The sequence below is a fragment of the Candidatus Enterococcus avicola genome (assembly GCF_047470845.1).
Taxonomy (GTDB): domain Bacteria; phylum Bacillota; class Bacilli; order Lactobacillales; family Enterococcaceae; genus Enterococcus_D; species Enterococcus_D casseliflavus.
Genome location: NZ_JBLGTY010000008.1, coordinates 59,940 through 74,416 on the forward strand (window position 1 = coordinate 59,940; position 14,477 = coordinate 74,416).

9 protein-coding genes are annotated in these 14,477 nt (G+C 33.1%); all 9 read right to left on the reverse strand.

The window, feature by feature from the left end; translation table 11 throughout:
- Nucleotides 1-202 precede the first annotated feature (202 nt).
- Nucleotides 203-1,153 carry a zinc-binding dehydrogenase gene (locus ACI3E5_RS08815; RefSeq protein ID WP_375853319.1) on the reverse strand — a complete coding sequence of 317 codons (951 nt, stop codon included), beginning with the start codon at nt 1,151-1,153 and terminating at the stop codon, nt 203-205.
- Between the two features lie 318 nt (nt 1,154-1,471).
- On the reverse strand, nt 1,472-2,620 hold the full coding sequence (locus tag ACI3E5_RS08820; RefSeq protein ID WP_498821492.1) for a site-specific integrase: 1,149 nt from the start codon (nt 2,618-2,620) through the stop codon (nt 1,472-1,474).
- Nucleotides 2,620-2,811: a DUF3173 domain-containing protein gene (locus tag ACI3E5_RS08825; RefSeq protein WP_498821490.1), complete on the reverse strand. Its 192-nt coding sequence runs from the start codon at nt 2,809-2,811 to the stop codon at nt 2,620-2,622. The genes ACI3E5_RS08820 and ACI3E5_RS08825 overlap by 1 nt, the downstream gene beginning before the upstream one ends.
- Nucleotides 2,812-3,312: 501 nt before the next feature.
- Nucleotides 3,313-5,028: an ATP-dependent nuclease gene (locus ACI3E5_RS08830; RefSeq protein WP_498821488.1), complete on the reverse strand. Its 1,716-nt coding sequence runs from the start codon at nt 5,026-5,028 to the stop codon at nt 3,313-3,315.
- 250 nt (nt 5,029-5,278) lie between these two features.
- Nucleotides 5,279-10,297, reverse strand: a complete 5,019-nt coding sequence (locus tag ACI3E5_RS08835; RefSeq protein ID WP_498821486.1) for a sacsin N-terminal ATP-binding-like domain-containing protein — start codon at nt 10,295-10,297, stop codon at nt 5,279-5,281.
- A gap of 254 nt (nt 10,298-10,551) precedes the next feature.
- A complete protein-coding gene (locus tag ACI3E5_RS08840) occupies nt 10,552-11,607 on the reverse strand; it encodes a DUF4238 domain-containing protein (RefSeq protein ID WP_498821484.1) in 1,056 nt (351 codons plus the stop codon).
- Nucleotides 11,608-11,869: 262 nt separating this feature from the next.
- Nucleotides 11,870-12,235 carry a hypothetical protein gene (locus tag ACI3E5_RS08845; protein ID WP_498821482.1) on the reverse strand — a complete coding sequence of 122 codons (366 nt, stop codon included), beginning with the start codon at nt 12,233-12,235 and terminating at the stop codon, nt 11,870-11,872.
- A gap of 102 nt (nt 12,236-12,337) precedes the next feature.
- The gene (locus ACI3E5_RS08850) at nt 12,338-14,080 is read right to left on the reverse strand and encodes a DUF2075 domain-containing protein (protein ID WP_498821480.1); all 1,743 of its coding nucleotides are present in this window, start codon (nt 14,078-14,080) and stop codon (nt 12,338-12,340) included.
- A gap of 50 nt (nt 14,081-14,130) precedes the next feature.
- Nucleotides 14,131-14,466 (reverse strand): nucleotide pyrophosphohydrolase, encoded by a 336-nt coding sequence (locus ACI3E5_RS08855; protein ID WP_498821478.1) that lies wholly within the window; start codon nt 14,464-14,466, stop codon nt 14,131-14,133.
- Between the last annotated feature and the right edge of the window lie 11 nt (nt 14,467-14,477).

A 14,477-nucleotide genomic window follows, 5' to 3' on the forward strand; every position in this document is an offset into this window, starting at 1 on the left:
CTGTGTATCACAAAGTTTTATCTTATTCTCACTGAATAGATAAAAACTATAATTTTTTTGCAATATTCTATTCATTTTACATTTATTTTTATCCTTAAAGATGTATCATAAGAGAACTATCGATTGTATAAAAAAATGTCTTAGTGAAACATCAAACATTCGGTGTATCGTTTGCAATAAAAACATCTAGTTTTTTACCTTCTTATGGTTGCAGCAGAATTTTACCGATACTTTTTCCAGATTCTAGATAATCATGGGCAGCTTTTCCGTCAGCTAATGAAAAAATGGTTGGTTGACTGATTTTCATTTGATCCTTGCTAAAGTAGTCAAACAATCGAGAGCTTCTTCTCTCCCGCTCTTGAAAACTTGTCAAGTAATCCCAGAGATCTCCTGTCAAAATACTTTTTGATTTAGATAGCAAGGGAATAAAGTCGATCGCTGGAGGATTTCCGCCGGCCATGCCAAAAAAGACAACCTTCCCTCTATTTTTGAGCAAGTCGACACTTTCGGCTAATGTATGCCCAATGCCATCATAAACGGTATCAAAGAAAGAAGTGTAGGTATCTTGCCATTCTGTATTTCTTAAAAAGACTTGTTTTGCTCCTTGGTCTAAAGCCAGTTGTCGCTTTTCTTCCGTAGAAGTGACGCCATACACTTCTAGGCCATCTGCGGTTAATAGTTGCGATAAAATTTGTCCGACGCCACCACTTATCCCATGGACGAAGACCTTACTATGATTCACATTATTGCCAAGATCATGAGCTAAAAAATCAGCTGTCAACCCTTGCAGACCGATACTGGCTGCTAATTTAGGTGGTATACCTGATGGAATACGGATAGCATTTTCCTCAGGGACAGCCACCAATTCTGCATTAGCAAAAGGAACATCCACAAAAAGAATCGTTTCTCCTAGCTGAAACTTGGAGACAGATCTTCCTTTTTGAACAATCCTCCCTACCCCTTCATAGCCATTAATAAGAGGGTCTCGGGATTCAATATGATAGTTACCCTTTCTCCGATAAATATCAGCATAATTCAACCCAATATACATCATCTCTACCATTAGCTCATTTTCGTGAATGATGGGATCAGGCAAATCCCCATATGTTAAAACAGTTGAATCACCGAATTCATTAAAATACAACGCCTTCATGCGCAAATCATCTCCGATCTTCAATCTATCAAAAGCCACGCATCAATCGATTGAAACTATCTACTAAACAACCGATGAATGTCCCTTCGGTCATTCTAGATTTTCCTTTTATTCAAAAAAAGCACCTTCTCTCGAAGGTACTTTCATTCTATTCCTCTTGATGAATTCCGTCAAAACAGATTATTTCTTCGGTTCGTCCTCATCCATTTTCGATTCCGACAACTAGCCTCTAAAGCCTGGTATATCAACATCGAAAATTCAAAAACCGGCTAAAAACGGTTCGTGACAGTAATTTGACAGCAGTAAATCGCAAAAAAATTACACTTCAAATTTGGTAAATTCATCTGCTAAAGTTTGGTTGGTATCGGGATAAAGATGCCCATATTTATCTAAAGTTGTCTTAACAGAAGAATGCCCCAAACGCTTTGAAACGGCATAGATATTGTTATTATGTTCAATCAAAAATGCCACATGAGAATGCCGTAATCCATGTAAGTGAATCGGTTTGACACCAGCTACTTCAGCTAATTTTTTTACTCGACCTAAAAATGTCTTTGGAGATGGTGGTAAGCCATCAAAGGTAAAAATAAAGCTCAAGTCATCCCCAATCGTTTTTTGAGTTTCTTTCCATTCCCTTAAGTCTTCTATCGTTTGCTTGTCTAAAGTAATCGTTCGGATACTTGAAGTATTCTTAGTATCTGAGAAATCATAATCCGTTCTTGTTCGAATGTAGAGTGATTTACTCACACTACAAGTTCCTTTACGAAAATCAATATCTGGCCATTGTAGCGCAAAAAGTTCTTCACTTCTAAGTCCTGTCACAAATAAAAAGCGCGTCATTCGTTTATAAAAGGCTTCTTGGAAATCACAGCGATAAGAACAATTGTATACTTTCTTAAATTCATCAACAGTCCAAAAAGCCACAACCGATCGCTGAGTTCTGATTTTCCCAATAGTGTCTACCGGATTCTCATCAATGACTTCTAAAACCACCGCACGTTTAAAAATAATCCGTAACTTATTAAAAATCTGTTTAATATAATTGTTCGAAAGCGGACGTATTTTCCCTTCTTTATTCGTGACAGAACATTCTTGAACAAGAAATTGTTGAAACTCTTGAATATGAATTGGTCGAATCTTTTCCATTTGCATTTTTCCAAAATAAGCTAAAGCACGTTTTAAAGTCTTATCGGTTTTTACGTAGGTTTTCTCAATCGTCCCAAGTTTATACCATGGAAAAAAATACTTCTTATAAAACTCACGGAAAGTAATCCCTTGTAAATAAATTTCTTGAGAATCAGAATAATTCTTTTTCAATTCCTCCATCGCATCTTTTGCTTCTTTTTGCGATTTAAATCCTCTTCTAGTGGGTTGAATTCTCTTTCCGAAACGATCATAACCCAAAGTTAATGAAAAATACCACGTTCCTCTCTTCTCGTCTTTGTACACATTTGCAACTCTTCTCATCAGTATTCATCCTCCCAAGAAATGTGTAAGACCTCTTCAATGACACTCACAGGTATCCTCTTAATCTTGTTATTACGATAAAAAGAATACCCATTATCAACCAAAAGAGCTTTGCATTCCCTGAAGATCTTGTCAGCGTAATACCGTGAAAATCCCAACTTGATAATATCTTGCCGAGTGGCTGTCTTCATTCTACCGCCTTCTCTTTCCTATGTCAGCGTCTCACGAAAAAACATAAGTTACAAATCATAAAAACATTTATTTATCTACCAGCTGCTCCTGTCAAAGAGCACATAGGATTTTCACCTCTCCCCAGTGATGGCGAGCCAATTTAGTTACGGAAGTATCATTATTACATTTGCAGATCATGGCTCGAATTCGACAATTCTTCTCTCAATTATTTATCGCTCCGGTTAGTCATTACTCGTCATGGCGAAATTGAGAAATGCTCCCTACAAATGGAAAGTACTGATAGATTTTGTATTCAATTTTCAAAGGTCATTTTTCTTTACACTAATAAAGACAATTGAGAATACAAAAAAGCAACTCTCTTTGAAAGAAAGTTGCTTTTCAATGAAGAATTAAGTATTATCTGTACGAGTTTTATTATCCATGGATTTAATTACTACTATTTGAAAAAATAACTTTTATTCGACTTAAAGTAATGATTCTCTAAAATATAATGCAACCTTCTATTTTTTTACCAGAGAAATTATTTTACTGAAGCTTAATGGATAGTTTCTTCTCTCCATATTCTGTAAAATTTGCATGATATTTTTAAAGTCCTTTGTCGCTTTTTGTTTATTATTTAAAACATACTTTGAGTTTCTATTGCCTGAATGCTCTTCTATTTCAAGAATATCATACATTTTCTCGATTCCTTTTTTTGTTGACAATAAATCCATTTCAAGACAGTATCTCATTACAACAATATTATAATCACTTAAAAGTTGTAATACCTTTTTATGATGCCCCTCGCGTAAAAGATTTAATAGAAGTTTTTGAATGTTAGTATCAGGAATCAATATATCAATTATTTCTTGTGAACTAGAATTAAATCTATCATATCTATATCTGAAGAATCCATCTTCTCCTCTGCTCAAGTTTTTCTTATTATCATTGTCAGAATAATAAACAAAAAAATCTTTATCTACGATAGTTACAAATGGTAAATCCAATTCTTTAAAAAGATATACAGGATATTTCAATGATTTTATCCCGCCTAAATCCAAAATAGCCAAATCATCATTTGATACACCTGCAGCATTGTTTAAAATAAATTCAACGACTTCACCATCAATTGAACTTTCCACAACAACAATTTTTTTTGCAAAGAAAAAATCACTATTTTTATATCTGTAAAATTTCATAGTTCTTTGCTCTTCTAAACCTGTTTTCTCCCAAAAATCTCTGGATACTTGGGTCACTTTTGTCTCAATATTTTTACTTTCATGTAGTTTTCTGAATAATACTATATCTAAATGAGTCAATTGGTCTACCATCGTTGGCGAATGTGTTGTAAGTATAATTTGATTATTTTCTTCCATTTTTTTTAGTGATTTAATGAATTTTATTTGTGCCTGAGGATGAAGATTTGTTTCTGGTTCTTCAATTGCAAATAGTACATTAACACCTATCTCTTTTGCTATATGAGTATAAATTGATACGGCTAGTAAACTTTGGATACCAGTACCGCTATCATGTACAGAATATGCCTTATCTTTTTCTTTCAGGGAGATATCTAATTTATCCAATAATACCTTATAATTTAGCCTTGGCATCTTTATAATTAACTCGAACTCTCTCCCTAAGGGATAACCCTCTTCAATCATTTTACTAATATGATTTAGTCTCACGTCAATCGATTCTACTACAGCATTCATTTTCGAACTAATTCTATCCCTATTTTTAGTTATTTTATCTAAGTAATCACCTGAAATTTTTTGTATGAATTTATCGAGTTCATCTCCTGTTCTATTTACCGGTATCACAATGAATTTATAATGTTTTTCTAATACTTTGAAAAAATCTTCTGGCCTTTTTATAGATTCAAACGAATTGGTTCTATTTAAATACTTTACTTCTCTAACTGATTTTCGGGGATCATTTGAAAATTTAACAAGAATTTCCATCGTATTATTACTTGACATATAATTTTCAAATTCAGCATTTCTTCTTAAGAGTTCAAATTCAATCTGCACTACAGGTCTGGTTCTACTTCTATATCTATGTTCGCCAGCCTGGAATGATTTCTTTTCATCAGAGTAATTAAAGAAAGCATTTAGTGCTTTTAGAAAACTGGATTTTCCACTATTATTTTCACCTATTAATGCAGTTAAATCTGTAAAATATACTTCAGCTTCTTTAATAGCACGAAAATTTCTAATAGTTACCTTTTTTATCCTCATAAAAATATTCCTCCTAAAATAATACAGCATAACAAAAAACAGTATTTAAGATAATGTACATAAAGTATCTTTCGCTTAAAGTCTAGGTAACTACACTAAGCTTTAAAATACTAGATTAGCAATGTCGAAATAGCCTTTTTCTGGAGCAAGTGATTGTATCGTAAACTTATCAAATATAATTCCAATAATTGACACAACTCCCCAATAAAAAAACGACAACAAATTCTGTTCATCATCTTCATTGTTAATGTTACTCTTCTTTTGTTCGAAAAGTTTCTTTATCAAAATTAGTAATGATATTTTCACGAGTAGAGTCTAAAATTGTTTTAGGGTTTTGACTTCTCCCTAGCTCTTTCAATGTGTATTCCGGCACAGTATCAGAAAGAAATTGGAGTAGCATAGTATCAGTTAAATATTTTCCATCTCTTAGTATTTCGCTATGTTTACCACTCATTGCATCTACTAAATGATAGGTCCAAATTCCATGACCTAATACATTGCTTCCATAAGATGTTTCTCCAACCTGACACGATAAGAATACACCATAGTATGGGAATGCAGTTGTCAGAGCCTCAAATTCAGCGTCTTGCAAATCAGATATTACCGATCTTTCAACGTCAGAATGTAGTCTTTGAGCACAAGCATCAATAAATAATAGTGCGTTTTTGCAGTCAGATTTCTTCAAGGGATCTAGCAAGACTTTATCCAAAGAAATTGATGTTTCAAGTAATTTAGTTGGATAAGTATCATAAGTAGATAAATAGTTCGTCAATCCATCATGAAACCCGTGTCCAGCATAGTAAAAAATCAATCTATCATCAACTTTCAACGTTTGAACAAATTTATCAATTTCTTGTTCGAGTACATTTTGTAACGCTTTTTCATTTATGAAAATCAACATATCTTCATCTTTTACACCCATGGTATTTAGGATCATATCTTTAAAAGCAAGTGCATCTGCTTGAGCATAATCCACGTTTCTTATTTGATTTAGGCTGCTTGGATAATATTCTTCGATAGCAATAATTATCGCTTTTGTTCGATTAAAATCAGCTTGCAAAAGCTTTTGTTGATGTACTATGGTATCACTTTCCAATAATGTTTGAGATTTAATCCGAATATATTTTAAACCATCACATAATATTTCATCATCTGATTCCTCTACTTCAATTACTAATAATCTCTTGTCTTGAAACCATATCCAGTCAAATTTGAAAACAGGAACAATATTAAAAGAAGATGCTACTTTCTCCATTATTCGTTGAATCTGATAATCAGAACTTAATCCGATAATATCATTTTTTTCAATATGATTTTCTTTAATACCAAATATGATCTTACCGCCAGCTAAATTGGCAAAAGATGAAATTATTTGTGCAAGCTTTTTAGGTGCAAATGGCACTGGAGAACATTCAAATGTCTCTGAATTTTTTTGCCCAGCTAGTTCAACAACTTCTTCATCAGTAATTTCTATACTATGGATAGGTATTCGATTTACACCAGTTTTTTCAAGTAATTGTCCCATAGACATTTTTTTGGGTACATTTATTCCATCTTCATACCATAGTTCTGCATCAACATACTTGAGTACATCAAACTCTGATGTATAAAATAAAATCACTTGATTATTGTCTGATGGTCGGGCCACAATCGTTAAATCATTGCCATTCTTAGTAATACCTCCAATAATACTTGGAGCAATTTGAAACTGACCAGAACAGTCATATTCAGGCAATAATTCAAGATAGTCTAAAACATTTTTGACAGATCTATCTATCATCTTTTGTACGTATAATAGCTTTTTGTAATCCGGATCTGAGATGTGATAATTCTGAGGTGATGTAACCCCCTTTTTTACTCTTCCCTCAACTTCCGCAAAAGACTTTGGACTTGTCTCAGTTTTGGAATTTTTCATTTTACTTATTATTTGATCTGAAAGAGGAATACCCTCTTGACTAAAGTATTCAACTATTTCTTCATAAGTAGAACGAAGGAGAAAATCAACTTTTTTATTTTGACCAAATAATCCAAAGTATCTTGCAAGCAAATCACTGAGGTAAAGTAACACGCTATTACTATACCAAGGCTTAGTTACATATAGTATTTTCCCATCAAAATGTGTATTCACATTCTTTATAAAATCAATACCCTCATAGGTTATTTCTAATTTATCAGCTTCAAAAATAGTTAGTTCTTCTATGGATCTGATTAATTCATTTGTATCTAAAATTTTAACATTTTGACTTTCTTCAAAAGATATCCACTCAGTCAGCGCAGGTACCACTGCAATTAGTTTGTTCACTAAACCACTACAATATTCTTCATTGACCGCCTCTACTATAAATTGACTTTGTTCTAAAATTCTAACATCAAAGTACCCGAGTAATGTTCTCAAGTATGGATGCTGCTTATTTTCAGAATTCAGTTCAAGAAATTGGAATTGCTCCTGAAAAATGGACTCATTTCCATCGATAAAGAATTTTATTTCCCCACATTCTTCAAAATTACCAGTTGTGGTTAGAAGCGAACTATTCAAACTCCATTCTTTAACTTCTAGAATTTCGTCACTACTTAAATTAGCTGTTAAATCAAGAATTTTTGAGTATACTATCTGTATTCTTTCAATATTTTCTTTTTTTACTTTTCCATCATCGGTGTCCTGAGAAATTTTTGTTAAAATCTCTAAATAATCCGATAAGGAAAAAGATGTCTTAAAGGAAAAAAATGATTTCCAATCTGGCGATAAATCTTCACCTTCAAATATTGGCAAATAAGGACCAGAAATTTTTAGGATTTCTTCAGAGTTTAAAAATACATTATTTGCTGTCGAACACGTTTTCAGCGTAGTAGGAACACAAGAAATATTCTTTATGAACCACGGAAGATAGTTACTTACTTGGTTTCCTGATATTCGCCCAGGATACCCAGTTCTTCCCCAATATCCCGTTGCCGTCATAGTTAGCTTACCTATATCGACATTATGAACAACGTCCTCCCAGAACACTTTTGCAAAAGTAAAGTTGTTCTCTGTATCCTCTAAGAAACTAAGACTGGTTAGCCCTTTATACTTATCTATTAGGAAACTTGAAAGAAATGGACTAAAGTGCTTATCTTCTGCTTCTAGAAAATCTTTTCTAAGATCTATAAACAAAGGATCATAAACTATTTCAATTCCACATTTTACACCTAGCTTACTAAAAAAGACCTTCCAGTTATCCTTATCTCCCTTACTTCCTGTAAAGTAGGAATCATTTACAAAAATATCTTTCTCTATAATGTTTTCGATAATCAATCTGGGACCATAGTAATCTGAAAGGTAACAATCTTTAGCGGGAACGAGCGTTCCTGTGGTAGTTAATAATCTAATAAGGCTTAGTTTAGTGAATAATTCATCAGGAAGTTCCCCTTTTAGGTAGAGATTAAATATATCAGAGATAACCGATATCGCATTTTCAATGGTTACGTAAGTATCAATGAACGGGATCAAATTTTGAATAATGTACGTAATATCAGTTTTTTCAGTAACACCGAGCGATTCAAGCCAATGCCTAGTGGCAACATCAGATTGAAGTTGTTCCAACAAAACGGAATTAATGAAGGAAAGTTCACTCTGAGGTTTATCCCATCTCTGATCTGATATTTCTGGGAAACAAACTTGTTCGGGTGGTAACATGCTATTTTTATGTGATAGTACAAAGGATAGCTTTCTTAGATATTGATTGGTAACTTCCTGAATTTTTGGATCATCAAAACACTCTTTAAAAAAAATGATCAATTGTATATTATCTTCAGGAGAATGAGTATTCATAAAGTCATTCGATGAGAAGAGAGAATCCAAATCGTTCCAAGACAAACTGGCTGCTCCCATTTTTTTTAATTCACGATTGAATTGAGAAAATAAAGAGAACGACCTCTTTCCCGTAATCCTCGTATCAGCCTTTTGTTCAACATACCTTTTAATACAGGATCCATCAATAAAGTCTTCTTTGGAAATGTTAGTAAAGTCAACTATTGTTTCGTCAATTTTTTTCACAGTTCTTTCTTCTGTAAGCACAAAAGGTATATTCTTAAGCGCTTCGTCATACCCTCTATTAAAGCTGGATCCTAAGCTGTTTCCATTAATATATTTAGGTAATAAAAGGTACGCCTGTGCTCCATATTCACCTTGAGCTAGCTCAGATATCCACTCAAAAATAGCCTTTGCAACTTCACTGAATATCCATTGATTCCACTTTGAATCGACGTGAAGGCTCTCCCTATTAGCAGATGTTAAAAAACTAGTATTCACTAGAACAGGAATATCATATTTTCTTTCCTCTGTTGGAAGATATGCAAAAATTCGTTGATCCGCATCTTTCAACTTTGAAAGTCCGTCGTCACCAATCTTCGCTGCGAGAGAAATTGTAATCTCCGTAGTCTGCAGCAACTTGTTCGGTATATTTTTTTCATCAGCTAAGAGAATACGAACTCTCTCTGGAACTGATATGTTTCTTTCAGTAACTAGCCATTTATTAGGCTTGTTTGAGTTTTTTTGAACAGTAATATTATCATTGTCGTGACTTACTGAAATGATATCGTTATTATCAATTTCGAAGGTTATCTCACAAATATTTTTTAAAAAAAGGAAAATGTCTGCATTATTTGCAATTAAGTCAAGTGCTTCAGATGTCTCAGCCACATTTGAAAGCTCAATTATTGTAGCAACGTTAGCACGTATATTATTAATATAACGACTGATGTCTGAGTCAATGCTATTACTCTCTGTCCATATTGGAATAATCTGCCATGGCATAACAAATTGTCGATCATTAAGAACCTCCCAGTTTTTTCGATTGCTTTTCCAAAGCCAAGGGTGATTGTATGCTGCATCAAAAGAAAAATACTCTCCATCGCTATAAATGATAACTTTCTGAGAATGACCAAAAACAGCTTTGAATCCTATTCCTTTATAGCCTGTCTTCGACATGTCACTTCTCTTTGTTCCGTTATTAATATTGCAAATCCCCCGTAAATCTTTATCTGAAAACACTGATCCACTATGAGCGACTACTAGTTTATTGTCGAATAGTTTTATCCATACCCTTATTGGTTCTCCATTTTTATAGGAATCATCCGCGTTTTGAAGAAGTTCATAAATAAACCGATTTGAATCAGTATATAAATCACCTGACAATGTTTCAAGAGAACTCGCTAGGTTCACCGCCTGACCCGGTTCATTATAATTTGAATTTTGATCAAACAATACCTGTATTTGTGGCTTTAATGTCATTAGAAATCTGACCCTTCTAGTTAGAAATTATGCATATTTCATTGTAATCATCTACATTTTATCATCGAATCATTTAAAACAAATAACCATTTTTAACCCCTAATTTGTTAAGTATTTATGATAATAAAAAAAGTCACCGTTCTCCTCCATGATGTAATTGGATACAGATACACTGGTGACTACTAATCTACATATTATTTTACAGCCAAGTAACCTCAATAAAACAGGAATATCCAAAAAAGTTCTACGTAAAATTAGGTTAAGTCTTTGCTAGTGCAATAATTTTCTAAATTCAACTCTAGGTAAGGTACTTCATTCTCCATATAACTTCGATGAAAATTTTTAAGTGATTGTTCGACATCAGAATACTTGTCTTTGTCTACAGTTCTTTTTCTAATTTTGGTAACTCTATGGTTTTTGTCTTGAGAATAGACTTTGGTAAATGCGTGCTCGACTATCAACTTTTGAAATAATTCGGCCACTTTGTATGTAGCCACTAAATACTCTTCCTCGGACTTATCTCCAATCTTGGAATAAAGTAGTTTTTGTGGCGAAAGTGGAAAGATAATTTCTGTTCCCGGATTGCCGAAGCCACCATTAAAATCATAGTCCTCTTTTCCATAGTAATTGAGAAAAATAACTGGATCATCAGATGTAGTCCAGTAAAAATTTAATGGAGCTTCGTATATAGTCCAACTAGCTGAATTTAGAGCCTTATATGTTGAATTAAGCACATGCTTGATACCCATTATCCATGTAGATTTTCCTGCATAGGATTCTATTTTCAATAAAGACTTATCTCCATCAGCTGGATTAATATCCATTTTTAGAGGAAGCAACATGTCGTATTTGTCTATTTTCCTCTTAGGAATCTCACCTTTGGTCGCTAATTCATGATTCATTTTTTGACTAAGTTCCTCAATAATTTTAGGATATTGTTTTATCACAATATTTTGTGCCCATTGGTATCCTCTTAAAGTTCGAAGATACTGGCCAACAACTAATTTTGAAATATAATCATGATCAAGCTCTGAAATTAGCTTCTTACGGTTCACATTATCAACAAAACTTCCGAATTTCATTTCAAACTCATTTGAAAAGTAATCCTCCATCTCATCACTCAGTTCTCCTTCTTCTACATATAAATATAATGAATCAACAGTGGACGTATTTGTTATAGATACGCTATTCCATTTTGGAACTTGCTCATGAGACACCAGTAATTTGTACTCATATATTCTATTTACAGTTGCCCATTGCTTGAGGTAAATTTTTGGTACAAAATGATTTTTAGTTTTCAATTTTTTCATCTTAGAGTCCCTCAAAATACATATTTAACTAACCAATATATATTGCCAGTGTCAATTTCTAAGAAAATCCACTTAGCAGAACAAGAAATAAGTTAGTAGAGCTAATTTTTTTAACTTCAATGGGTCTTTCTTTTGTTTCAATACGTAAAAAGGCCAACTTAGTATAATACAAATTTTCATTCCGTATACTATTTTCCTTATCTTTCTATGACAATTCATATTCTCACTCTTCTTATCATTTCTGAAATATTGAGTATCTAATTTACATGTATGTGCTAACTTTTTTCAACCAATCTCCACTAACAAAATATGGATTATCTTTATCGTTTTCTTTTTCAATTAAGATCACATCATCATGAGTTGCTGCTACAAAAAAAGATTCCCCTTCGGAATATTTAAGCCCACCATCTCCAACACCGGTCTCTGTAAAAATGAAAGTTGTAAGACTGGCTTCTTCTATTTTTGAGACACTCTTTTTTTTAACCAATTTAACTACTTTCTTCCCCCCTGCTTCTACAGTTCTAATTATTGCGTAACCACCTGTAGCTACAAGTACTAATAAAATTTTTGGTCCACCAACTTTTTTTGCTAAAGTTGTCATTAATTGATACCAACCTAAATTCCCCATGTTATTTCCCTCCGTCATACATTTTGATTTTAGTCCTACCGATGCCTTGAATCACTTAATCAACAACTCTAATTTTGTTTAAAAAAGATGTATTATATCCTCTTATTCAATTTGAAATGTATCTTTCAAATATTCCTTAAATGATTCATTCTTCCAAAAACCTATTCGCACGCCATCAATTCCCCTGGTTAGCAAAATATAGTAGATGTTCAATACAAACAGTGTAAATTCATTTTCGTTCTCCGGATTAGCATCATTCTTTGAAAATTTACCATTTACATTGTGAAAATTATCGGGATTACCAAAAAGACGTCCTGACTCATCGACTTGTAAATCATTTCCAATCAATACCCCGACCTTATTCAAGTCAATTCCTTGTACAGCAAAAACCGATCCGACTTGGTCCTCTGCATCGGAATCTTTCGAATTAATCCAATTTTCTTGTGTAGAATTCCATCGTTTGTGAAGATTCCCTTCGTGCCAATGGGTAATCTCTGGATCCTTACCATCTGATTGTTTCCAAGGTTCAACCAATCCCCCCAAAACTCTATTGACATGATCACTATGATAATTTCTGTCATCTTCTATCCAATCAAACAAATTAGCTAGAGGATTATCTTCAAAAAATCCGAAATAAGCATCGATATCCCTATCGCAAAATACTGACCGGTCAAAATTAGGATTATAATTTGTTTCTGATAATAAGTCGGTATCTTTATATAGTAAATATTTAATACCATTAATATAATCATCTGAAGTATACGATTTACCTTCAGGAGCTTGAATTCGAAATTGTGTAGTCAGATATTTCTTTTCGAAATTTTCTGTAGCTCTACTAAACTGCTCCCGAGTCATATTCGCTGGTCGAATTGCTTGTAAAACATCGTACATCAGAACAAGTTGCTTACCAATCTTTTTCAGAGGCTCTAGGTGATTATCATCTGAGTTGAATCTACCTTTGTATACATTATTGAACGAAGCCATTTGTTTAGCATATTTTCGTGATAACTTATGAGACTCATCAACAACCACTACATCAAAGTCCTTATCCTGATTAATCAATTGAGTAGAGGTTGCTACAGTAAGATTTTTTCCATTCATACCATACACTTTGAAAATTTCTTGAGCTGTCTTAATCCAATTTGGTTGTACAACTACAGCAATAGTTTTACCAGATTGCTCATCCAAAATTTTCGCAACCAAATGTGTCAATAGAACTGTTTTTCCCGTTCCTGCATCGCCATTGATTACAAAGTTCTTTTCTGGATTTGTAAGTATTTCATTGATAAGATCCATTTGTTGTTGAGTCAATTCTTTTATTGGACTATATTTAACCAAAGCTTGATTTCTAAGTTCATTAATAGTAGGTGTTTTTACCCAACCTTTGCTATATAGCTCCTCCCAAAAAGGTAGAACAACTTCAGTAGCAATCTCCTCACGTTCTTTATAACTATTCGTGTCGTTCCCCTTAGTAAGATTGATTACTTCACTGGTTTCATACTCAACTAAATTTCCTCTTGATTTAGAATTATCAGCTAAAAAATAAGTGATAAGGTGATTCTCAACATCATTTAAAGCAGAGCCATTGAACAGCGCAGAAAAAAGTATGATAACTTGATCAAAGTTTGCATCATTAAATTTTTCTTCAGCCCCGTTATAATGTTGCTCATGTCTAGTTTTAAAATGTTTTGATTGACCGATATACACTTTATTGGACTTCGTACTTCTATAGATATAAATAATATCCCCTTTTTTTAGTTTTTCTTGTTGTACTTTCCGTAATTGATTAAATCCAACAAGTGTTGTTCCTTCCACATCCAACATAACACAGGCATATTTCGCCATCCGATAACCACCTTAATATAATCAAATTTTCTCTACTCTAAACCAAATAATTAGAAGTTAGTATATTTCGTTTTTGATCCTTTACTCTTACTGATTGGATATTTCTGCTGATTTTTGTTTAGTTTTTCTTTTACTACTTGCTCGATGTCCAAATTTAAATTATCTGCCAACATAAAAGAATAAATTAAAACATCGGCTAACTCATCCTTTATATCAAGCAGATTCTCAGTTCCCTCTTCTGCTGTTTTCCATTGGAATAGCTCTAACAGTTCACTAGCTTCCAAAGAAATCGAAATAGCTAAATCCTTTTCATTATGAAATTGTCGCCAGTCTCTCTCATCACGAAATTTATTAATTAAATCCGTTAATTCTTGAATCTCTGACATAATTGAACCCA